General features: G+C 66.8%; 25 protein-coding genes. 19 read left to right on the forward strand and 6 right to left on the reverse strand.

Features of this window, described 5'->3' with window-relative positions; all coding sequences use genetic code 11:
• Window positions 1-38 precede the first annotated feature (38 nt).
• Genes ACFQU1_RS20865 through ACFQU1_RS20875 form a run of 3 tightly spaced genes read left to right on the forward strand, consistent with a single transcriptional unit; the run spans window position 39 to window position 2,917 of the window.
• A complete protein-coding gene (locus tag ACFQU1_RS20865) occupies window positions 39-1,871 on the forward strand; it encodes an ATP-binding protein (RefSeq protein ID WP_378136266.1) in 1,833 nt (610 codons plus the stop codon).
• Window positions 1,872-1,896: 25 nt separating this feature from the next.
• Window positions 1,897-2,568 (forward strand): peptidoglycan-binding domain-containing protein, encoded by a 672-nt coding sequence (locus ACFQU1_RS20870; protein ID WP_378136268.1) that lies wholly within the window; start codon window positions 1,897-1,899, stop codon window positions 2,566-2,568.
• A gap of 7 nt (window positions 2,569-2,575) precedes the next feature.
• Window positions 2,576-2,917, forward strand: coding sequence for a DUF1491 family protein (locus ACFQU1_RS20875; RefSeq protein WP_378136270.1), 342 nt, complete (start codon window positions 2,576-2,578; stop codon window positions 2,915-2,917).
• 30 nt (window positions 2,918-2,947) lie between these two features.
• Here the strand turns inward: ACFQU1_RS20875 and ACFQU1_RS20880 are convergent, their stop codons facing one another.
• Window positions 2,948-4,096: a DUF2336 domain-containing protein gene (locus tag ACFQU1_RS20880; RefSeq protein ID WP_378136272.1), complete on the reverse strand. Its 1,149-nt coding sequence runs from the start codon at window positions 4,094-4,096 to the stop codon at window positions 2,948-2,950.
• Between the two features lie 400 nt (window positions 4,097-4,496).
• On the opposite strand from ACFQU1_RS20880, the gene ACFQU1_RS20885 reads away from it, so the two are divergent.
• Window positions 4,497-4,718: a hypothetical protein gene (locus ACFQU1_RS20885; protein ID WP_378136274.1), complete on the forward strand. Its 222-nt coding sequence runs from the start codon at window positions 4,497-4,499 to the stop codon at window positions 4,716-4,718.
• A gap of 27 nt (window positions 4,719-4,745) precedes the next feature.
• On the opposite strand, the gene ACFQU1_RS20890 is transcribed toward ACFQU1_RS20885, so the two are convergent.
• From ACFQU1_RS20890 to ACFQU1_RS20900, 3 genes are all read right to left on the reverse strand, one after another.
• Complete coding sequence (locus tag ACFQU1_RS20890; protein WP_378136276.1) at window positions 4,746-5,312, reverse strand: hypothetical protein; 567 nt, start codon at window positions 5,310-5,312, stop codon at window positions 4,746-4,748.
• Window positions 5,312-5,887, reverse strand: coding sequence for a DUF1214 domain-containing protein (locus tag ACFQU1_RS20895; protein WP_378136278.1), 576 nt, complete (start codon window positions 5,885-5,887; stop codon window positions 5,312-5,314). Before ACFQU1_RS20895 ends, ACFQU1_RS20890 begins: the two co-directional genes overlap by 1 nt.
• A 256-nt stretch (window positions 5,888-6,143) precedes the next feature.
• Complete coding sequence (locus ACFQU1_RS20900; protein ID WP_378136280.1) at window positions 6,144-8,303, reverse strand: transglycosylase domain-containing protein; 2,160 nt, start codon at window positions 8,301-8,303, stop codon at window positions 6,144-6,146.
• A 338-nt stretch (window positions 8,304-8,641) separates the two neighbouring features.
• On the opposite strand from ACFQU1_RS20900, the gene ACFQU1_RS20905 reads away from it, so the two are divergent.
• Window positions 8,642-9,118, forward strand: a complete 477-nt coding sequence (locus ACFQU1_RS20905; RefSeq protein ID WP_378136282.1) for a YcgN family cysteine cluster protein — start codon at window positions 8,642-8,644, stop codon at window positions 9,116-9,118.
• Between the two features lie 16 nt (window positions 9,119-9,134).
• Here ACFQU1_RS20905 and ACFQU1_RS20910 read toward each other — a convergent pair whose 3' ends face one another.
• On the reverse strand, window positions 9,135-9,752 hold the full coding sequence (locus ACFQU1_RS20910) for a L,D-transpeptidase (protein WP_378136284.1): 618 nt from the start codon (window positions 9,750-9,752) through the stop codon (window positions 9,135-9,137).
• 576 nt (window positions 9,753-10,328) lie between these two features.
• On the opposite strand from ACFQU1_RS20910, the gene ACFQU1_RS20915 reads away from it, so the two are divergent.
• The 7 genes from ACFQU1_RS20915 to ACFQU1_RS20945 all read left to right on the forward strand — a co-directional run bounded on the left by ACFQU1_RS20915 (window position 10,329) and on the right by ACFQU1_RS20945 (window position 15,839).
• Window positions 10,329-10,982 (forward strand): hypothetical protein, encoded by a 654-nt coding sequence (locus ACFQU1_RS20915; protein ID WP_378136286.1) that lies wholly within the window; start codon window positions 10,329-10,331, stop codon window positions 10,980-10,982.
• The gene (locus ACFQU1_RS20920; protein ID WP_378136288.1) at window positions 10,885-12,246 is read left to right on the forward strand and encodes a DNA-packaging protein; all 1,362 of its coding nucleotides are present in this window, start codon (window positions 10,885-10,887) and stop codon (window positions 12,244-12,246) included. The genes ACFQU1_RS20915 and ACFQU1_RS20920 overlap by 98 nt, the downstream gene beginning before the upstream one ends.
• Window positions 12,247-12,408: 162 nt before the next feature.
• On the forward strand, window positions 12,409-13,629 hold the full coding sequence (locus tag ACFQU1_RS20925; protein WP_378136290.1) for a phage portal protein: 1,221 nt from the start codon (window positions 12,409-12,411) through the stop codon (window positions 13,627-13,629).
• Between the two features lie 11 nt (window positions 13,630-13,640).
• Window positions 13,641-13,838, forward strand: a complete 198-nt coding sequence (locus ACFQU1_RS20930) for a hypothetical protein (RefSeq protein ID WP_378136292.1) — start codon at window positions 13,641-13,643, stop codon at window positions 13,836-13,838.
• A gap of 1 nt (window position 13,839) precedes the next feature.
• Entirely contained in the window at window positions 13,840-14,013 is a 174-nt protein-coding gene (locus ACFQU1_RS20935; RefSeq protein WP_378136294.1) for a hypothetical protein, read from the forward strand.
• Window positions 14,010-14,558, forward strand: a complete 549-nt coding sequence (locus tag ACFQU1_RS20940) for an HK97 family phage prohead protease (protein ID WP_378136296.1) — start codon at window positions 14,010-14,012, stop codon at window positions 14,556-14,558. Before ACFQU1_RS20935 ends, ACFQU1_RS20940 begins: the two co-directional genes overlap by 4 nt.
• A gap of 30 nt (window positions 14,559-14,588) precedes the next feature.
• Entirely contained in the window at window positions 14,589-15,839 is a 1,251-nt protein-coding gene (locus tag ACFQU1_RS20945; RefSeq protein WP_378136807.1) for a phage major capsid protein, read from the forward strand.
• A 1,246-nt stretch (window positions 15,840-17,085) separates the two neighbouring features.
• On the opposite strand, the gene ACFQU1_RS20950 is transcribed toward ACFQU1_RS20945, so the two are convergent.
• The gene (locus tag ACFQU1_RS20950) at window positions 17,086-17,874 is read right to left on the reverse strand and encodes a S1 family peptidase (protein ID WP_378136298.1); all 789 of its coding nucleotides are present in this window, start codon (window positions 17,872-17,874) and stop codon (window positions 17,086-17,088) included.
• Window positions 17,875-17,934: 60 nt separating this feature from the next.
• Between ACFQU1_RS20950 and ACFQU1_RS20955 the strand changes: the two genes are divergently transcribed.
• Genes ACFQU1_RS20955 through ACFQU1_RS20985 form a run of 7 tightly spaced genes read left to right on the forward strand, consistent with a single transcriptional unit; the run spans window position 17,935 to window position 20,835 of the window.
• Window positions 17,935-18,513 carry a head-tail connector protein gene (locus ACFQU1_RS20955; protein WP_378136300.1) on the forward strand — a complete coding sequence of 193 codons (579 nt, stop codon included), beginning with the start codon at window positions 17,935-17,937 and terminating at the stop codon, window positions 18,511-18,513.
• A 1-nt stretch (window position 18,514) separates the two neighbouring features.
• Complete coding sequence (locus ACFQU1_RS20960) at window positions 18,515-18,844, forward strand: head-tail adaptor protein (protein ID WP_378136302.1); 330 nt, start codon at window positions 18,515-18,517, stop codon at window positions 18,842-18,844.
• Window positions 18,841-19,281: a DUF3168 domain-containing protein gene (locus ACFQU1_RS20965; RefSeq protein ID WP_378136304.1), complete on the forward strand. Its 441-nt coding sequence runs from the start codon at window positions 18,841-18,843 to the stop codon at window positions 19,279-19,281. Before ACFQU1_RS20960 ends, ACFQU1_RS20965 begins: the two co-directional genes overlap by 4 nt.
• A gap of 20 nt (window positions 19,282-19,301) precedes the next feature.
• Complete coding sequence (locus ACFQU1_RS20970) at window positions 19,302-19,709, forward strand: phage major tail protein, TP901-1 family (protein WP_378136307.1); 408 nt, start codon at window positions 19,302-19,304, stop codon at window positions 19,707-19,709.
• Window positions 19,710-19,717: 8 nt separating this feature from the next.
• Window positions 19,718-20,050 carry a gene transfer agent family protein gene (locus tag ACFQU1_RS20975; protein ID WP_378136309.1) on the forward strand — a complete coding sequence of 111 codons (333 nt, stop codon included), beginning with the start codon at window positions 19,718-19,720 and terminating at the stop codon, window positions 20,048-20,050.
• Window positions 20,047-20,280 carry a rcc01693 family protein gene (locus ACFQU1_RS20980; protein ID WP_378136311.1) on the forward strand — a complete coding sequence of 78 codons (234 nt, stop codon included), beginning with the start codon at window positions 20,047-20,049 and terminating at the stop codon, window positions 20,278-20,280. Before ACFQU1_RS20975 ends, ACFQU1_RS20980 begins: the two co-directional genes overlap by 4 nt.
• Before the next feature lie 54 nt (window positions 20,281-20,334).
• Window positions 20,335-20,835 (forward strand): carboxypeptidase regulatory-like domain-containing protein, encoded by a 501-nt coding sequence (locus ACFQU1_RS20985; RefSeq protein ID WP_378136313.1) that lies wholly within the window; start codon window positions 20,335-20,337, stop codon window positions 20,833-20,835.
• The last annotated feature ends 13 nt before the right edge of the window (window positions 20,836-20,848 follow it).

Genomic DNA, 20,848 nt, shown 5'->3' on the forward strand with positions numbered 1-20,848 from the left:
GTGCGGCGGATGTGGCTATGTCGTTGTCAGGAGTGTTCATGCGAGAGCGTTTGGCCGGACTGGTCCATGCGTCCGTTGCCGATGACGATGAACGCGCCCGCCATGAGCATTTCATCGTCACCCGTCTGATCATTGCATTCGTGGCCCTGGCGGCCTTGCCGCTTTACCTGGCGATGTTCGGCGTTCCCTCTCTCACGCAGACCCTGGTGCTCGCCTTTCTCGCTGCGCCGCTCGGGGCGGTCGCAGTGCTGTCCCAGACCGGCCGGCTCGGGCTCGCCCATAGCCTATCCTCGGCGTCCTTCGCCGCGCTCATCACCATTCTCGCCTCGATCTCCGGCGGCGCCTCGTCCCCGGCCTTGATCGGCCTGGTCGCCCTGCCGGTGCAGGCTCTCTCGACGGGCTCGCCGCGCATGGTCGTCGGCGCGAGCCTCATGGGCATTGCCGGCGCCGTCATTGTTGCGGCGCTCCAGATGCTCGGCATCACGCCGGCGGCGGCCGCGCAATCGGCCTTGGTCGCCCCGCTCTGCCTGTCCGCGGCGATCGGCTATGTGGCGGCCGAGGTGCTCGCGGCGTGCCGCCGCGCCGCAGCCGGCAAGGCCGTCCTTGCGCGCTATGCGGCGCGCGATCAGGTGGTGCTGGAAACCATCGGCGATCTCGTCACCTGGCACGACCGCACCGGGGCGGTGGTCTTCGTCAGCGCGGCCGCAGAGACCTTGATCGGCGCGCCGGCGCGCTGCCTCGACGGTCGCGGCTTCTTCGAGCGCGTCAATGTCGCCGACCGTCCGGCCTTCATCAAGGCGCTGACAGATGCGGTGTTCTGTCCGGGGCCCGTCACCGTGCAGTTCCGCCTGAACGTTGCCGCGCGCAGCGCCGCTGCCGGCGAGCCGTCGCCTGAATTCATCTGGGTGGAAATGACCGTCAAGCGCGCTGCCGATGCAAACGGAGTGCTGTTCGACGAAAGCTGCGCCGTCGTGGCGGTGACGCGCGATATCACGCGCCTCAAGCAGCACGAGGCCGAGCTCGACCGCGCCATCGCGCAGGCCGACAGCGCCAACGAGGCCAAGAGCCGCTTCCTCGCCACCGTCAGCCACGAGCTGCGCACGCCGCTCAATGCCATCATCGGCTTTTCGGAAATCCTGGCGAGCCCGGCGCTTTCGCCGCTCGATCAGGCTCGCCAGCGCGAGTATGCCCATATCGTCCAGAATTCCGGGCGCCATCTCCTGGAGATGGTGAATATGCTGCTCGACATGTCGCGCATCGAATCCGGCAATTTCGAGCTGGAGCTCGAGCCTTTCGATGCGAGCGACGTTCTGAACGACTGCTGCGACTTGATGCAGCTCAAGGCCAAAGACGCTGAGCTCGAGCTGCGGCGGCAGTTCGATCGTAACGATCACCTGCTGGTCGCCGATCAGCGCGCCTGCCGCCAGATCGTGCTCAATCTCATCGCCAATGCGATCAAGTTCACGCCGGCCGGCGGCGACGTCTCCGTGACGGCGAAGGTCACCGCCAATACCTTCGTGCTCACGGTCGCCGATACCGGCATCGGCATTGCCCAGGAAGACCTGCCGCGGCTCGGCGCGCCTTTCTTTCAGGCGCGATCGTCCTATGATCGTCCCTATGAGGGCACCGGGCTCGGCCTGTCAGTGGTGCGCGGGCTGGTTGCGCTGCATCACGGCGCGATCACCATCGACAGCACGCCGGGGGAAGGCACATGCGTGACCGTGTCGCTCCCGCTCGACGGCAGGCGTCCGGACGCGTCGCCTGATGGGCGCGGTCTGGATATAAGAAGGGCCATGAGCCGTATAGCGCGTGGCAGTGCCGACTACGGAAAAGACAGTCGCGGCAGTGAGGTTGTGAAGCGTCGTGCGTGAAGTTCTTGCTCGTTCTGATCATGACGTGCGGGTCTATGAGGGCCCGCCTGCGCGCAAAAGGGCGCCTGCCCGTACGGGACGGGGGCGGGCGCCTGCCTCGGGCGTCGTCTGGCGTCTTGTGCGGGCGGCGGTCACGCCAGTTCTGCGCAAGCCGGCCACGGCGCTCGCGACCGTGCTGCTGACGGGATTTGCCGCAGCGATCGTCGTCAATGCGCTCACCCTCCAACCGCGGCGCCATCCGGCGCCGCTGTTCGGTGCGGATCGCGGCAAGGCGATGGACATGCCGGTGAGGCGGGCGCCGGATGCGGTGCGGACCGCAGCTCCTTCTCCCGCTCCGGTTTCGGCAGCGCCACCTGCCGTTCTGCCGCCGGCGCGGCCCGAACGGGAGGCACCGCCCGCGACCTCGGTTGCCCTGCCGCCGGCGCGCCCGGACCTGATCGGTGACCTGATCCGCGGCGGTGCGTCGCCGACGACGAGCCATCCGACAGGGCCGGCGCAGGCCTCGACCACCCTGCTCAACGTGCAGCGGGCACTGGTGAAGCTCGGCTATTCGCTGAAACCGGACGGAATGATGGGGCCAGAGACGCAGCATGCCATCGAGAGCTTCGAGCAGCGGTCCGGCCTGCCCGTCACCGGCGACCTCAATACCCGCATGCTGAAGAGCCTCGCCACGGCGAGCGGGATGCCGGTCGAGTGAGCGGCCGGTGAGGCTGCGCTCCGATATCTGGGTCGCGGCCTATCTGCGCCGCTGTACGGTCGAGGGCGCCTACGCCGTCCTGCGCCGGCGCGGCGCCGCAGAGGCGGGCTCTGTTTTCGTCAAGATCGATCCTCTCGACGGTTCCTGCAAACTCTTCGGCCCGGCCCCGCAAAGCTTGGCGGCTGACCAGCCGGAAGAGCGCTTTTTCGTGGCCGTGCCGCTTCCCGAGCCGACGCCACTCGCCGCGGAGGAACGCCTCAAGCGTGAGATCTCATTCGATCCCGATCTCTGGATCGTCGAGGTGGAAGACCGGGCCGGCCGTCATTTCCTCGACCTGGCCAAAGAGTAACGATCTGGCGAAGGATTAGCTTGATCGGGCTCAGCCGGTCTGGCGGTTGCGGCTGCGCTCCGCGGGCTGCTCGGCGGCATTCTCCTGCCGCGGCACGGGGCGCGCGCCCGTTCCGCTCGGCGCCAGTGCCGGGACATGCTGGCCTGTGCGACGCGGCGTGGCGATATCGTGCCCCACCACCGCCGAAGTGACGCGGCTGGCGGTTTCGCGCGATACGCTCCGGACGAGGGCGGCCAGGCTGAATACGCGCTCGACCGATTGCGCAATGACCGGATCGAGCGTCAGGAAGATCCGGATCGCATCGGTTTCGTCGATGCCGACGGCAACGAGCGCAAGCGCCAGGAGCTCACCGAGCGGGTCGGTGCAGAGGGGCAGGGCCTCTTCGGGGGAGACGCCGAGCGCCTGCGCCAGCACCTCGGCGAAGGATAGGCGGTCGCCGCAGGCGGCTGCGCCGATGGCGCGGTCACGGGCCGCAGCCTCGAGGAAGGCGGCAGTCCGGCGCCGGCCTTCGAGTGCCACGAAGCCTTCCACCTCATCGAGAATGGCGGCGCGCTGCTCCCGTGTCGCATAGCCGAACAGCGGCGCCTTATCCATGCCGGTGAGATCGGCACGGGCGACCAGGAGGCGCGCGAGCTCCGGCCGCGTCCGCGCCCGGCCGAGCAGCATATCGAGAGCTGGCCGGGATATGACAGCTGCGGGATTGGCCGCAAGCGCCTCGTCGACCTCTGCCTCGTTCCGATCGATGAGAAGCTCGACATGCCAGGGCGTGAGATCCGTCCGTCCGGCCACGGCGCTGGCATGGCGGGGGTCGGAGCCGACGGTGGCGGCCATGATCCAGTCCGGATTGATGTCGCGCGCCGACGCGAGAACGATGGCGCAGGCCTCGCCGCCCGCAGCATGCAGAGCCGTCAGGATGCCGCGCGGCGTATCGGGATGGGGCGCGAGCCTTTCCGCGATCTGGATGAGCGTTGCCGTGTCGACCACACCGATGAGCGCGGTCGCGAGCATCTCGAAATCGGCTTTGGCTTCTGGGGAGTGGGACGACGCGCTGAGAAAGAGCTCCGTCTGCGCCCGAAGCAGAACCGGCCGCAGATCGCCGACTCCACCGCGCGCCAAGTCCGCGAGGCTCGAGAAGTCGTCTGCGAGTTTGGGGAGGCCGGTTGAAAGGAGCTCGGTCATTGGCAATCGTCAGATGCGGCTATCCCCTCTCAATGACACATCGGCATTAGCGGAGGATTAACTCTGCTTTCTGCGATCGATCACGGCCGGGCCAACCGGTGACCGGCTGAGCGCCCTTTGATGTGTCCGATCGCCGGAAGTATCTGCAAATCATAGATCCCGGCCATTGATACAACTTATGGTTGAATTTTTGCGGATGCGATCACCCTCGACTTAAGGAACCTTTAACCATGCTGCGCGCTTCCTAAAGCCGGACGGGAATGGAATCGGCTTTGGCCCATATCCTGCTCCGAGGTGTAGACGCGATCACGCAGCCGCGCATTGATCCACGGATTCGCGCCTAACGTGATCGGAGCGGTGGTCGGAGACAGTCAGCTTCGGTGATCGCACGGAGACTGCCATGAACGATGTCGGTGAAGCCGTCTCGGCGAAAGTTGTTCAGCTGAAGGAAACGGCCGCATTCAAGCAGCGGATGCACCAGCCGACCCAACGGGTCGCTGGACACCGCGGCGAGGTCTTGCTGTTCACGGGTGTCCGTTACGAGCGTGATGGCGGACGACCGCGCGATGTGCCGGCACGCGGCTCGCGCCCGGATCGTGGACGGGCGCCCTCCCGCGGATGACGGAGCGTCTGCTCCGTTTGCCCTTACTCAGTTTTCCTCTGCTGTGGGCTGCGGCTCGCAGGTGAGGGACGATGCCGCCCGCTGGGCGCCGGGCATCTGACTCGGCCAAGCGGCGAGTGCCCGTATCACGACCAGCCCCTTGGTTGCCGGCGTAATAAAGCGCAGCGTGTCGGCCGAGGCCTCATCGGTGCCGCTCACATAATCATCGAAATAGGCTTGCGTCATCAAGGTCAGCGATATCTGGCCGCGGACGGCGGCCTCGTCCGTGACGGCATAATAGACGTGTCCTCTCCGGCCGTGCACGGACAGGGACGCGAAGCCGGGCTCTACATTCGCACGGACGATGACCGGGCCGTCGGTGACGTCGAATGCGCAGACCGCCACGGCGACCGCCGGATCGGGTTCGGGGAGTTCCGCTCGTCCTGCCTGGGCCGGGTAGAGCAGGGTGCTCTGACCCGTGGGCGGGCCAAACCGCGCATAGGCATTGCGGGTGGCGAGCTGCGGAATGGCAAAGATCGTCACGATATGAACGAGCACCCCGAGACACAGCCCAGCGACGATGACGAGGAGAAACGAACCGAGCTGGCGGCGCATCAGCAGGACACTCGGGTGAGGGCCGGCAGCGCCAGATTGCCGATGGGCCCCGATGTCGGCGAGAGCGACGTCTCGTAGAGACGGAGCACGACACTGAAGGTGGGCGTCTCCGGAAGCGGCAGCCAATTTCCGGGGGCCGCCTGGCGGGCGAGCGTGATGAGAACCGATCCGTCGGTGCCGCGGATGATCTCGCGCGCGGTGAAGCCGTTGCGATTGAGCGGATTCGGCTGGAGCTGGCCATTGCCGTCATAGATGACGAGCGTCCAGATCCGCGACGGCGGTATGACGCCGGCTAGTCTATAGGCGCAGCTGCTGTCGAGCGGCCGACCGGCGTCGTCGCTATGAGTGGTGAAGGCGACGCCTTCGCCGGAGGCGAGCGGCAGGCGTGCCGAGCGCGCCAGATTGGCGAGCGAATAGGGATCGATATTGGCTGTTCCCAAATTGGGCCAGGTCACCCATTGCCCGATCTGCACCGCGCCGAATACCGGCTCTCCTTCGACCGCGCGATAAGCCGAGCCGAGGCCAGTTGCGGCGCCGATGGCGAAAATCAAAGGCAGGGCGATGAATGAGCGCACGAGGGGGCGAATCCGGAGGATGGGCCGGCGACAGTTGCCGCCATCAAGATGGAAGCCCGCGGCGGGCGTCAACCCTGCCGCGACGGGTGGCAGAGGTAATGCATGCGGTCTGATTGTCACGGCTCCCCGACAAGGGTTTCGTTGAAGCGCCGCAGTACCCGTCGCGTCCGCGGGCCCGACCGGAGGCCGGTAACGGAGGCGAGGTGAGAGCTTGCGCGGCCGCACGCCGTATCATCAACAGGACCGCCGGTGACGTTCAGGGTAGAGCGATGGTCTCGGCCGCCGAACCGACCACGCTGATCCCCGGAAGGGCGTTGGGCGGCAGAGTGGCTGCCGTGCGCCGTGACGCCGGACCTGCGGCCTTGATCAGGTCGCTGACGCCGGTCAGCACCTCGTAGGAGCGGCGCGACAGCATCATCGGCGCCCGGCCGACCTCCGCCACTGGCGTATTTTGCGCCTCCGGCGGCTTTGCCGGAGTGCTCGGCTTCTGATCCAGGCCGAGGAGGGGCTTTTGCTCGACGCCCTGCACGAGCGGTAGCATGGCATCGTGCCAGATCTGCGCCGGCAATACGCCGCCGGTGAGATTGCGGGTCGAGGAATAGTCGTCATTGCCGAGCCAGACGCTGGCGACCAGATTGCCGGTGAAACCGACGAACCAGGCATCACGATAGGCATTGGTCGTGCCCGTCTTGCCGCCGACCGTAACGCCGGGGATTTGTGCCCGCCTGCCGGTGCCGCCCTCGACGACGCGGTTCAGCATGAAATTCATGTCGGCAATGACGGACGGAGCGACCACCTGCTGGGGCGGCCCTTCGTTGTCGTGCCGCCAGACGACCTCACCGCGGCCGTTGCGGATCTCGATTGCCGCATAGGGCTTGGCGCGCTTGCCGCCGTTGGCGAAGACCGAATAGCCGGATGCCATGTCGAGCACGGTGACGACGCCCGCGCCGATGGGCAGGGATGGCGTGTCCTCGAGATCCGTGGTGAGCCCCATGCGATGGCTCATTTCGATGATCTTGGCGCGGCCGACCTTCGAATTGCCTTTGCCGAGCGCAATCGACATCCGCACCGGGATCGTATTGATCGACTTGGCGAGGGCGGTGACGAGCGGAATGGCTCCCGCATAGGAGCGCCCGTAATTGTGAGGGCACCAGTTGCCGATACAGGTTGGGGCGTCGACGACGATGCTGTTCGGCTTGTAAAGCCCGGCCGAGAGCGCCGCCGTATAAACGAAGGGCTTGAAGGACGAGCCCGGCTGGCGCAGCGCATTGGTGGCGCGATTGAACTGGCTGGCGCCGTAGTCACGCCCGCCCACCATGGCGCGCACGGCCCCGTCCGGCTCCATGACGACCATGGCGCCCTGGCTCGCGTGGAAGCGTTTGCCGTCGCGGCGCAGATTATCCTCCAGCGAGCTTTCGGCGCTGTGCTGCGCGAAGACGTCAAGCCCGGTTTTGACGGTGAGCACACGATCGTCGCCGAGCTTACCCTCGTCGGAGAGATGCTTGACCTCCTCGAAGGCCCAATCGAGGTAATAGTCGGGGCTCATCTCGTGATGCCGGTCGATCGGCGTCGCCGGATTGCGCCGCGCCATCTCGGCCTGGCCCTCGCTCAGTACATTGGCTGCGACCATATTCGTCAGGACGTCGCTGGCGCGGGCCCGCGCCGCCGGCAGGTTCACGTGGGGCGCGTAGCGGGTCGGCGCCTTGAACAGCCCGGCGAGCATCGCCGCCTCGGGCAAGGTGATGTCCTTCAGCGGCTTGCCGAAATAGAAATCAGCGGCAGCGGCGACGCCGAAGGTGCTGCCGCCCATATAGGCGCGGTCGAGATAGAGCTTGAGGATCTCGTTCTTCGTCAGGCGCGACTCCAGCCACAGGGCGAGAAAGGCCTCCTTGATCTTGCGTTCCAGCGAGCGCTCGTTGTTGAGAAAGAGGTTCTTCGCCAGTTGCTGGGTGAGGGAGGAGCCGCCCTGCACCACGCCTTCAGCGCGAGCATTCGCGAAGGCGGCGCGAAAGGTGCCGACCACATCGATGCCGAAGTGGTCGTAGAAGCGCCTGTCCTCGGTGGCGAGGACCGCCTTGATCAGGATGTCCGGAATATCGTGGATCGAGAGCGTATCGTCATGCCGAATGCCGCGCTTGCCGATCTCGTTGCCGTAGCGGTCGAGGAACGTGACGGCGAGTTCCGGCTGCTTCAACCAGTCGTCGCTCGTTTGCCGGAAGGCTGGAATGGCAAGTGCAACCATCAAGACGCCGCCGGCGAGCCCGAGCGTCAGCCCCTCGCAGGCGAGCTCATTGGTGAGCCGCCACAGGCCGCGCGCCTTCATCCGGTCGGAATAGGCGCATATCCTGAGCCAGATTTCATTGAAATCCCGACCGGCGTCATAAAGTCCGGAATCGACTTTGGAATCGAATGCCAACGCCCGACGTCTCAAGCGTTTCCAAAAGGAGGTCCCACCGAACGACAGCACCCGACCCGCCCCTAAATATGTGTTACGCCCGATATATAGTAACGGGCTGAGAATAGCGCTTATTCCAGCCATACACGATGCAAAACACCGCTATGGTGGTGCAATAAGCGTCGCTTTCGATGCTGCGGTTAGCGCACGATAGCGACAACCGTTATACCCGCTACAAGTTTCCCGTCGGTTGCGGCAACACACACGAAAGTGCGGTAATATCCCAGCGGGTGTTGCACGCATGCCTCTGTCATCAGGGCAGGGCGTGATTGGAGGAGTGGACGATCATATCCGACGAAATGGATCCACCGCCGTTCTGGCGGACGAAACGGCTCGAACAGATGACCGAGGCAGAGTGGGAATCTCTCTGCGACGGCTGCGGCCGTTGCTGCCTGGTGAAGCTGGAAGACGAAGACACCGGAGAGATCCATTTTACCGATGTCGCCTGCCGGCTCCTCGACAGCACGACCTGCCGGTGCCGCGATTATGCGAACCGGCAGGCCCATGTGCACGATTGTATCCGCCTGACATCTGCGGAGGTGGGCCGGCTCTCCTGGCTGCCGCCGACCTGCGCCTATAGGCTCGTGCGCGAAGGATCCGACCTCTACTGGTGGCATCCCCTCGTCTCCGGCGACCCCGAGACGGTGCATATGGCCGGCGTGTCGCTGCGCGGCCGGGAGGTGACGAGCGAAGGCGACTTGCCCGTCGACCAGTTTCCTGAGCGGATCGTGCGCTGGCCGAACCGGGTGCCGAAGGCGGCGCGTCGCCGCGCTTAAAGGCGCTGGGTGCCGATCAGGCCTTGAGCACAACGACCTTGGTGCCGACGGGCACGCGCCCGTAGAGGTCGATGACGTCCTGATCGATGAGCCGGATGCAGCCCGAGGATACCGCATGGCCGATCGTCCAGGGCTCGATCGTCCCGTGGATGCGGTAGAGGGTGTCACGGTCGCCCTGATAGAGATAGAGCGCCCGGGCCCCGAGCGGATTATCCGGACCGCCCGGCATGCCGGAGGCATATTCCCTGAGCTCGGGCTGGCGCTTGATCATCTGGCTCGGCGGCGTCCACGTCGGCCATTGCGCCTTGCGGGCGACCCGGGCCGTGCCGTTCCAGCCGAAGCCCTCACGCCCGACGCCGATGCCATAGCGGATCGCGCGGCCGCCGGGACGCACGAGGTAGAGAAAGCGTTGGCCGGGATCGACGACGATCGTGCCCGCGGGCTGGGGCGTGCTGTAGTCCACCTCGCGACGGAGGAACTGCGGATCGATCTGTTCGAGATCGACGGCCGGCACGGGGAATGGCTCCGTGTCGATGGCGCCGTAGATACGCTCATAGGATGGGTCCCAGGCCGGCGCCAAGGATTGGGGGGGGCGAGTGACGCAGCCTCCCAGCGCCAGCAAACCGCTACCCATCACCATTCGGCGTGTCAAACCAACCATCATCGACCTCTGTTCGGGAAATCTGTGGGGGAAAGCGCGACTCCGCAGAGTGCGGTCACGTCTAGACGTATGAATACGGCGAAAAGTTCCTTGAGCGTGGCCGCACTGTGGCAAACGGTACTCACGGATGGGTGATGCTGACGAGTTTGTCGGGAGTGTGGCGTAAAGGACGCACTTATTCCGAGGCAGGCGAGCGTGCTGAGCGATCGGACTATAGGAATAAACTCCTTGACAACGTGACGCTGCGCAGCTAGAGTTTCCGCAGGCTCCAGAGTTGCGTCCGAGCGGGGCGCTCCAGGCATGCCGCTGGATAATCTGGATCGAGGCATGTTCAGGCCGACGTGAAGCGGATCGTGCATTGTAGATAGGAAAAAATTCCTTGACAGCGTGACGCTCTTCCTGTAGGGTTCAGTCATGCTCCAGAATTGGGATTGAGGCAGGAACATCGGTTCGAGCATTGCGCTCCGGCGGTGCCGGTTCGGCCTCATCCATTCGCTGACCACGGCCCCGTATCGGGGCCGTTTTGCTTTTCATGATCAGGATGACACGATGACCTCACCGACGCCGGACGAGGCGGCGGCCGTGCGCCGTCGCCGTGCCGAAGGGGCCTCCATCGCCCGCATCATGGCCGAGACCGGGCTTGGGCGGCGCGCCGTCGCCGCCATGCTCGCGGCTGCGGAGGAGGGCGCCGGGGCGCCGGCGCTCTCCACTGCTATCAAGAAGCGCGGCGCCACCGCGCGCAATCCGGCCGCGCGGACGCCGGCCGCGCCTAAGACCACGCGAAAGGCGACGGCTCTCAAGGCTGCCGCCCGCCAGGGGCCGTCTAAGGCGGCCGCGGTGAAAAGCCCGACCAGGAAGCCGGCTATGAACCTGGCCGAGAGCCCGACCCCGTCCGGCGACCGCGGCGCGCTCGTTTCGCGCCTGTGGCACACGGCCGAGGCGCAGCTGCGCGAAGTGGCCCGGCATCTGAAGGACGGCGTGGCTGAGCCGTCCGAACGCGAGAAGGACGCGCGCACGCTCGCCGTGCTCGTCAAGACCTTGCGCGAGTTGATCGCGCTCGAAGCCGAGCGACAGGCCGGAGCGGCGCCCAGCGAGGAGGAGAGCGATGTCCGCGACCTCGACGATTTCCGACGCGAGCTTGCGGAACGCATTGATCGCCTCCGCCAGGCAAGGGACGCTGACGGCGCTGCTGGCGACCTGTAACGAACCGCAGCTGACCTGGCTCATGCACCATTGGCCGCTCTATGCGCGGCCGGACCAGCTGCCGCCGGAGGTCAGCGGCGGCCGGAGCGACTGGACGGTCTGGCTGGTGCTCGGCGGGCGCGGTGCCGGCAAGACGCGCACCGGCGCCGAATGGGTGAGGGGGCTCGCCCTCGGTCATCAGCCCTTCGCCGCCGCACCGGCAGGGCGCATCGCGCTCGTCGGCGAGACGGCGGCGGATGTGCGCGATGTCATGATCGAGGGGGTCTCCGGCCTTCTCGCCATTCACCCGAAAGCCGAGCGCCCCACCTGGACGGCCTCCCGCCGGCGGCTCGAATGGCCGAACGGCGCGGTGGCCCAAGCCTTTTCCGCCGAAGACCCGGAGCAGCTGCGCGGGCCGCAATTCGAGGCGGCCTGGGCGGACGAATTGTGCAAATGGCGCCACGCCGAGGAGACCTGGGACATGCTGCAGTTCGGTTTGCGCCTCGGCGCGCGCCCCCGCCAGGTGGTGACGACCACGCCCCGCCCAATCCCCCTTCTGAAGAAGCTGATGGGCGATCCGCGCACCGTCGTGTCGCGGGCGGCGACGCGCGCCAATGCCTATCATCTGGCGCCGGCCTTTCTCGACGCGATCGTCGGCCGCTATGCCGGCACCCGGCTTGGCCGACAGGAGCTAGACGGCGAGATCGTGGAGGAGAGGGCCGACGCCTTGTGGAACCGCGGCATGATCGAGGCCGCCCGGGCGGAGCAGGCACCGCCCTTGGCCCGTATCGTCGTGGCGGTCGATCCGCCGGCCTCGTCGGGCCAGCGGGCCGACGCCTGCGGTTTGGTCGCCGCGGGCATCGATGCCGAGGGCCGGGTCTTTGTCCTGGAGGACGCGACGTTGGAGCGGGCCCGGCCTGCCGAATGGGCAGCGCGGGCAGTGGCGCTTTACCGGCGCCACCAGGCCGATGCGCTGGTGGTCGAAGTCAACCAGGGCGGTGAAATGGCAACCGCGGTCATCCGCGAGGTCGATGCGACCGTGCCGGTGACGAGCGTGCGCGCCACCCGCGGCAAATATCTGCGCGCCGAGCCGGTAGCGGCGCTCTACGAACAGGGGCGCATCCACCATGTCGGCAGCTTTCCGGCGCTCGAGGACGAGATGGCCGATTTTGGCCCGGGCGGTTTGTCGTCCGGCCGCTCGCCCGACCGGCTCGATGCGCTCGTCTGGGCGGTGACGGCGCTCGCGCTCACCGGCCGCGGCGAGCCGCGGGTGCGGCGGTTGTAGCCTTCGTTTTGATCGTTCGATTGCACCTTCCCCGTCATGGCCGGCCTTGTGCCGGCCATCCCGATCGGTAGGGCGCCGTGCCTTTCCAATCGGGATCCCCGGGACAAGCCCGGGGATGACGCTGCTGGATTGGCCGACGTCCCGACCTCCAGAGAGCATAACATGCCCAATTTCCTCAGCCGCCTGATCGGGCGTGCGGTGAGCGCCCCCGCGCGCGCCGCGTCCGACGCCCAGACCTTGGAAGAAAAAGCCTCGCGCGTCGGGCCGCTGCTCGCCCTCTACCAGGTCGGGCGGCCGGTCTGGACCCCGCGCGACTATCACGCGCTCGCCCGTGAGGGCTTTCAGCGCAATGCGGTAGTGCATCGCTGCATCAGGCTGATCGCTGAATCCGCCGCCTCGGTGCCGTGGATTCTCCAGGAGGGCGGGCGCGAGCTCGACGAGCACCCGCTGCTGCAACTGCTCGCCCGGCCGAACCTCCGCGAGGCCGGCACCGCCTTCCTCGAGGCGGTCTACGGCCATCTCATGGTGGCCGGCAATGCCTATGTGGAAGCGGTCAGCGTCGATGGCGAGCCGCGCGAGCTTTATGCGCTGCGGCCGGACCGCATGCGCGTCGTGCCCGGGCCGAGCGGCTGGCCGGAGGCCTATGATTATACGGTCGGCGGCGCGACGGTGCGCTTCCGCCAGACCGTGGAGGGCGTTCCGCCTATCCTGCATCTCGCGCTCTTCAACCCGCTCGACGACCACTACGGCCTCTCGCCCATGGACGCCGCAGCGGTGGCGCTCGACATCCACAATGCGGCGGGTGCCTGGAACAAGGCGCTGCTCGACAATTCGGCGCGGCCGTCCGGCGCACTCGTCTATGCCGGGCCGCAGGGCACTAATCTGACCGATGCGCAGTTCGAGCGGTTGAGGGAAGAGCTCGACGAGCAGTTCCAAGGCGCCGGCAATGCCGGGCGGCCGCTTCTGCTTGATGGCGGGCTCGACTGGAAACAGCTCTCGCTCTCCCCCAAGGACATGGATTTCATCGAGGCGAAGGCCGCGGCGGCACGCGAGATCGCGCTCGCCTTCGGCGTGCCGCCGCTGATGCTGGGGCTGCCCGGCGACAACACCTTCGCCAATTTCGCGGAAGCCAACCGTGCCTTCTGGCGCCAGGCGGTGATCCCGCTCGTCAAGCGCACGGCCCAGAGCATGGCCCAGTGGCTCGGCGCCGCCTATGAGGCGGATCTCACCTTGGTGCCGGACCTCGACAATATCGAGGCGCTGGCGAGCGAGCGGGAGGCGCTGTGGCGGCGCGTTGCCGCCGCCGACTTCCTCGACCGCGACGAGAAGCGCGCCGCCGCCGGCTATGGCCCCGCCGCGGGCCCCGCGCCGAGCGGCTCCTGAAGGAGACGGAGATGGGGAGCGTCACCGAGATCTTCATCACGCGTGGCGACCTCGCCCATCTCGCGCTTTTTCTCTGGGCGAGCGCCGCCTCGGCGCTGGCGCTCGGCCTCGTGCGTGAGCTCGCCGCCGCCAACCGCCGCTTCGATGCCTTCGTGCGGGAGCTCGCGCGCTTCAACCTCCGCCACATGGATGATGAAGGAGATGAATGACATGAGCCGATCATCCGGGGCCGCGCCTCCGCCGGCCCGGTCGAAACGAGGGCGTAGACGAAGCCCGCAATCCGACGAGGCGATCGCCACCTTCGTGCGCGTGCTGGAGCGGCTGGAGGCCAGCGTGGGCCAGGTGACGGCACGCTCCGGCCCGCCGCGGGGGGCGACGTCGTGAGCCTGCCGCAGCCTGCAGCGGGCGCCCGGCTCATCGATGCCGCGGCTGAGCCCGGCCTCTTCGAGGGCTATGCCAGCCTCTTCGGCGTGGCGGATCTCGGCCGCGACGTGGTCGAGCCCGGCGCTTTCCGCGAGAGCCTCGCCCGGCGCGGCATGCGGGGCATCAAGCTCTTGTGGCAGCATGATCCGGGTGAGCCGATTGGCCGCTGGCTCTCGCTCGCCGAGGACGCCCGCGGCCTGAAAGTCCGCGGCCAGCTCAACCTGGCGGTCGGCCGCGCCCGCGAGATCCACGCGCTCATGCGCGAAGGCGCCATCGACGGGCTCTCCATCGGCTTCCGTACCGAGCGCGCCCGCACCGATGTCAAAAGCGGTCTGCGCCGCCTCGCCAAGATCGACCTGTGGGAGATCTCGGTCGTCACCTTCCCGATGCTGCCGGGGGCCCGCGTCGGCGCCGTGAAGCGCACGGCGGTGCCGGCGCCCGATCCCGTATCTCAACTCGCCGACGCCGTGCGCGCCGCTACGGCCCGCCTCGCCGCGACCTTCTGATCCCTACCAACGAGGAATAGCTTTATGAGCATGGACCCTGTCACGCCCGAGACGAAGGCCGTCGGCACCGACGTCGCCAATGCCTTCACCGAATTCGCCTCGACCTTCGAGGCCTTCCGCGAGGCCAATGACGGCCGCATCGCCGAAATCGAGACCCGCCTCTCCGCCGATGTCGTGACCGAGGAGAAGGTCGCGCGCCTCAATGACGCCCTCGACGAGACCAAGCGCAAGCTCGATCGCCTGGTGCTCGACCGCAGCCGCCCGGCGCTCGGCGCCCCTGCAGGCCGGGACGGGGAGGAACCGGCGGCGCGCGAGCACAAGACGGCCTTCCTCGGCTATATGAAGAGCGGCGAGGCCGCCGGCCTGAAGCAGCTCGAGGAAAAGGCGCTGTCGGCGGGCTCCGGCCCCGACGGCGGCTATCTCGTGCCGACCACCATCGAGCGCGAGGTGCTGCGCCGGCTCGCGACGATCTCACCGATCCGCGCCATCGCCTCGCAGCGCGTGATTTCCGGCGGCCTCTACAAGCGCGCCTTTTCGACCACCGGGCCCGCCTCCGGCTGGGTAGCCGAAACCGCCGCGCGGTCCGAGACCACGGCGCCGGCGCTCGCCGAGCTCGCTTTCCCGGCCATGGAGCTCTATGCCATGCCGGCTGCCACCCAGACGCTGCTGGACGACGCCGTCGTCGACATCGAGCAGTGGCTGGCGGACGAGGTGGAGACGGTCTTCGCCGAACAGGAGGGCGCGGCCTTCGTCAACGGCGACGGCAACAACAAGCCGAAGGGCTTCCTCACTTATCCGACGGTCGCCGATGCCACTTGGAGCTGGGGCAATATCGGCACGGTCGCGACCGGCGCGGACGGTGCCTTCGCCGCCGAAAACCCTTCCGACGTGCTGGTCGATCTCGTTTATGCGCTGAAGGCCGGCTATCGCCAGAACGCCACCTTCGTGATGAACCGCAAGACGCAGAGCCTCATCCGCAAGTTCAAGGACGCCCAGGGGCATTATCTCTGGCAGCCGCCCGCGAGCGCCGGCCAGGCGGCGACGCTGATGTCCTTCCCCCTGGTCGAGGCCGAGGACATGCCCGACATCGCCGCCGGCAGCCTCTCGCTCGCCTTCGGCGACTTCCGCCGCGGTTATCTCGTGGTCGACCGCGCCGGCCTGCGCGTGTTGCGCGACCCCTATTCCTCCAAGCCCTATGTACTGTTCTACACGACGAAGCGCGTCGGCGGCGGCGTGCAGGATTTCGCCGCCATCAAGCTCCTGAAATTCGCGGCGAGCTGAGCAGCGACGCGCGTGAAGCGGTCGGCTTCGCCGGCCGCGTACTCGCTCGCTGCACTGCGCCTGTGGAACGTAGCTCAGCATTGGTCGTTATGTTTTAGAAGGAGAATTGCTATGCCTTTTGAACGGTTGGGCGATCAATCCGAGCATCCGGATCCGGATGCGCTTCAGCGGGCTGGTTCGTTTCTGCGAGAGCTAACCGATTTATCGCACAAATATCGGATTGGGATATCAGGCGCTCCTACCCTCTTCGTTATGGAAGAGGAGGATATACCGCTTCAGTACAAGATGGATCGCGAAAGTAACGTTACCTTCGGCTAAAGACTCAGTCTTGCGGTTAAGCCAGAATTAGGGCCAGGCGGCAGACCAAGAGCGGGCTCCATTCCGATTGCCTCTCTGAGGTCCCGAAGTACGGCTTCAGGGTTATACCTCTGTCCGATCTTGCTTTCGGAGTCTGGTCGTGGATTGACGACTGTCTTGCCTCGATAGATCTCAATTTCTTTGCCAGCTACTTGGGCTCTGCGGCACAGACCCCGCACATAGAATCGGTTGAACTCTCCCTCCGCTATCGTTTCGGGCGCGGTCGAGGGGATTCGATACGTTGTCATGCCGCCGGATGGTTTGCGCCGCTGGGCTTCAGTGTTTAGACGCCCGTACCTTCTCAACTCACTCGCAAGCCAGTCGTCAGTTTGAGTAGCCGCAGCCTCCCGTAAGAGATCTGTCCAGTCATCTTTTCCTCTATTGCTAAGCCAAGAGCTGATGTAAAGTTTCTCGCTGGCAATATCAATGCTTATCTCGTCAAGCATGTATTTGCGAGTTTCTGAATCAAGATTCTCATATAGAAGCCCCATAACCAATCCCCCAAATCGCGAGTCAGGCCATCGAATCACAGTTAAGGTGATGGTGTCTAGCTATCACATGTATTCATACTCACCCGTGCTGAGTTGCACTCGAATGGCGGCTCACCGCCTTCAATACGGCGCTCGCCTTCGATGACTTCCGCCGCAAATACAGCCCCACCTGCCCGCGTGCCGGCCGGCAATCCCGACGGCGGGCAATGGACCGACGTCGGCGGCGGAGGGGACGGCGCTTCACACTCGCGTCCGATGGTACGGCCGTCTTCGCCGACCGCTCTGGGAACTCCGACACATCCTCACCCCACCCCGGCTCGCTTATCGCTCGCCGACCCTCTCGAGGGGAGGGTAAGAAGACCCCTTTGCGACGCTGATCGCGATCAATGGCGGTTGGGCTAATCCCCTGCCCATTGCGCCTGGCGGCCCCAGCGGGCGAGCGTTCCATCGATGAAGGCGCGTTGCGGGCCGAGCAGAACGCCTTGGCTCACGAGCCCGCAGGCCTTGCGGCCCTGGCCCTTCGACCAGGTGCTGACGGCGATGACGGCGCCCGAGGACAGCGCGATCGGCCCGCCTGAATCGCCTTCGCAGGCGCCGGCGCCCGGCTTCTTGCCGAGGCCGCGCGGGTCGGCCGCCCAGACGAGAATGTGGCTCTGGCCATAAGGCTCGACCGCGACGAGCGAGGCCGTGCGGAAGGTGCCGCTGGAGCGGCCGTCGCCCTCGGCCGTAACGCCCCAGCCGCCGAGCACCAGCGTCGTGCCGGCCGGCGGCGAGGCTTCGGCCGGGGCGAGCACGGCTGGCGCAAAGCGGCGCGGAAGCGGCGTTGCAACCCGCACGAGCGCGAGATCGATCGAGCGCTGGCGGGTCTTCACCGCGTCGGCCCGATAGCCCGGATGAACGGCGATCCCCGCCGGCTCCAGTAGCACCGGCTGACCCGACGGATCGCGAAAATGCACGCGGAAAGCATCCGCGCCCGTCACGCAATGGGCGGCGGTCAGCACCACGTCGGGCGCGAGCACGACGCCGGAACAGACGCTGCCGCGGGAGCCGAGCACCATCAGGCTCACCGCTTCGAGCGCACCGCCCTGCCTGCCGCCGACCACGGCACGCGCTGCCTGCGGCAAGCCTGCCAGCGCTATTGCCACCAACGCCGGGGCGATCCGCCCGCGCACTAAACGAGCCTGCATTCCATGCCCTCCAGGGGCTTTCACGCATAAGCGCCGGCGCGGCGCAAGGAAAGAGCCGAGATGAGAGACAGAGCCATAGCCTCGGTGATGATCGAGGGGCCGGCGAGCGAGCCCGTATCGCTCGCCGAGGTGAAAAACTATCTGCGCGTCGTCGACGATAGCGATGACGACCTCATCGCGTCGCTCATTCAGGCGGCCCGCGCGGCCGTCGAGACGGCGACCGGGCGGCTGCTGATCCGCCAGACCTGGCGGCTCGTGCTCGACGCCTGGCCGGAACGCCGCATTCTGCGCGTGCCGCTCGCGCCCTTCGCAGGGCTCGCCGCGGCGCGGGTCGCCGATGCGAGCGGTGGGAAGGCCGACATCCCGCCCGGCTATTTTGTCGTCGACAGCCTGTCGGAGCCCGGGCGCATCGCCGCCGGCCCCCTGGTGCCGAGCCCCACTGCCGCCACAGCCGGCATCGAGCTCGATATCGTCGTCGGCTACGGCAGCGCGCCGGAGGCGGTGCCGATGCCCCTGCGCCAGGCCGTGCGCCAACTCGCCGCCGGCTTCTACGAGCGCCGCGGCGATGAAGCGAGCGCAGCGACGCTGCCGGCCGAGATCGCGGCGCTCGTCGCGCCCTATCGCCGCGCGAGGCTCTGACATGGCGACGATCGGACAGATGCGCCGCGCTCTCCGGCTGGAGGTCGCGGTCGATACACCCGACGACGTCGGCGGGATCACGCGCAGCTGGGCCGATCTCGGCCCTGTCTGGGCAGCGCTCGAGCGGCCCGGCGACGGCAGTGCCGAGCGCGACCACGCCGACAGGCGCGAACTCGCCACGAGCTACCGCGTGACCATGCGCTGGCGCGGCGACATCACCGGCAACCACCGCCTGCGCGAGGGCGAGCGCGTTTTTGCAATCCGCAGCGCTGCCGATCCCGATGGACGCCGGCGCCGGCTCGTCTGCACGGTCGAGGAGGTAACGCCATGAGCGACATCACCGCGGCGGAAGCGGCGAGCCCGGTGCTTGCGCTGCGCCGCGCCATCATCGCCCGCCTTGCGGCCGACGCCGAGCTCGTCGGGATCCTCGGCGGGCCGCGCATCTACGACCCCGTGCCGCGTGCGGCCTCCGGGGTCTATGTGGCCTTCGGCGATCTCAACTGCCGCGACTGGTCGACCGCGAGCGACCAGGGCCATCAACAGGAGGCGGCCCTCGTCGTCTGGTCGAAGACCGGCGGTGCCAAACCGGCGCTGGCTGCGGCGGCCCGCATCGCCGCGCTGCTGCACGATGCCGATCTCGCGCTTGTCGGCCACCGCCTCGTGAACCTGCGCGTGACGGCGACGGAAGCCCGCCGCGACGCGCGCTCCGACCTCGACCGCGTGACGCTGCGCCTCAGCGCCGTCACCGAAGTTCTTCCGGCCGCATAGGCCTGCAACAGGATGATGCAATGAGCGCTCAAAAGGGCAAGGACCTGATCCTGAAGGTCAATGACGGCACCGGCTTCGTGACGGTTGCAGGGCTGCGCAGCCAGCAAATCAGTTTCAATGCCGAGACCGTCGATATCACCCACGCGGAATCCGCCGGGCGCTGGCGGGAACTGCTCGCCGGAGCGGGCGTGCGCCGCGCCTCGGTCACCGGCTCCGGTGTGTTCAAGGACGAGGCCTCGGATGCCCAGACGCGTCAGATCTTTTTCGCCGGCGATATCATCGCCTGGCAGATCGTGATCCCGAGCTTTGGCACGATCGAGGGGCCGTTCCAGATCACCGCGCTCGAATATGTTGGCGAACATGCTGCCGAGGTGACCTTCCAGCTGACGCTCGAGTCGGCCGGCGCGCTCACCTTCGCCGCGCTGTGAGGCCCGTCATGGCCAATCGTCATCGCGGCGAGGTGGAAGCCGTCTTCGCCGACCGCCGCTATACCCTCTGCCTCACGCTCGGCGCCCTCGCCGAGCTCGAAACCGCCCTGGGCGCGGACGGCCTCGCTGGGCTCGGGGCGCGGCTCGGCGCAGGACTTTCGGCACGCGACGTGATCAGCATCCTCGCCGCTGGCCTGCGCGGTGGCGGCACGGCCGTGAGCGACGAGGAGGTCGCGCAGTTCCCGCTGGCCGATTTCGCCACCTATGCGGAGGCCGTGCGGGCGCTGCTCGCCGCCACCTTCGGGGAGAGCGGAGCATCCGAGAGCGAAGCAAACCCTTGACCGCCGCAGGACGCTTCGAGCCGCCGCCTTTTCCTTGGGCGGAGGTGATGGCCTTCGGGCTTGGCGTCCTGCGGCTCAACCCGCGCGAGTTCTGGGGGATGACGACCCGCGAGCTCGCGGCCGCGATCGACGGCGCATCGGGAAGGCGCGCGCGTGTGGCGCCGATGACCCGCGCGGATCTCGCGGCACTCATGCACGCCTTCCCCGACCAGAGCGGCGATTGCCAGTAGCCGAGCTCACGAATATGGTGAAGCATTGATATTTATTCTTATGCTGGACCTTTCATGCTTCGCCTTTTCATTCTCACGGTGGTCTTTTCTGGCCTTGCCGCGTGTCAGACGGCCACGCCGACGACAACTTTCGATGCGACCGCGGCGAGCCGGATCCTCAAGCAGGGGACGGGCCGCGTCGAGGGCAGCCTTTTCTTGCGGAGTTATCGCGGCCGCATCGTGCGCGGCGCTGGGGAGGAGGTCGAACTCGTCCCCGTGACGGCCTATGCCGAGGAGCGAATGGCTCTCATCTATGGGCGCGACAAGTATCGTCCGGTTCTTCTTGTTGGACGAACCACGCCGCCGGACCCAGTCTACGAGACATATAAGCGCAAGACGAAAGCCGATATCAAGGGCAATTTCGCCTTCGACCATGTGGCGCCCGGGGACTATTTCGTCGTTGGCTCCGTAACCTGGCCAGATCCGGACAGCTTGTTGCCAGGCGGTGGATTCATCTATGACCGCGTGACGGTGATGAATAACGAGACTTCGAAAGTGGTGCTGTCGGGCCACTAACCGCCGTCGCCGC

It is taken from the genome of Chelatococcus sp. GCM10030263 (assembly GCF_042666455.1).
In the GTDB taxonomy this organism is placed as follows: Bacteria; Pseudomonadota; Alphaproteobacteria; order Rhizobiales; family Beijerinckiaceae; genus Chelatococcus.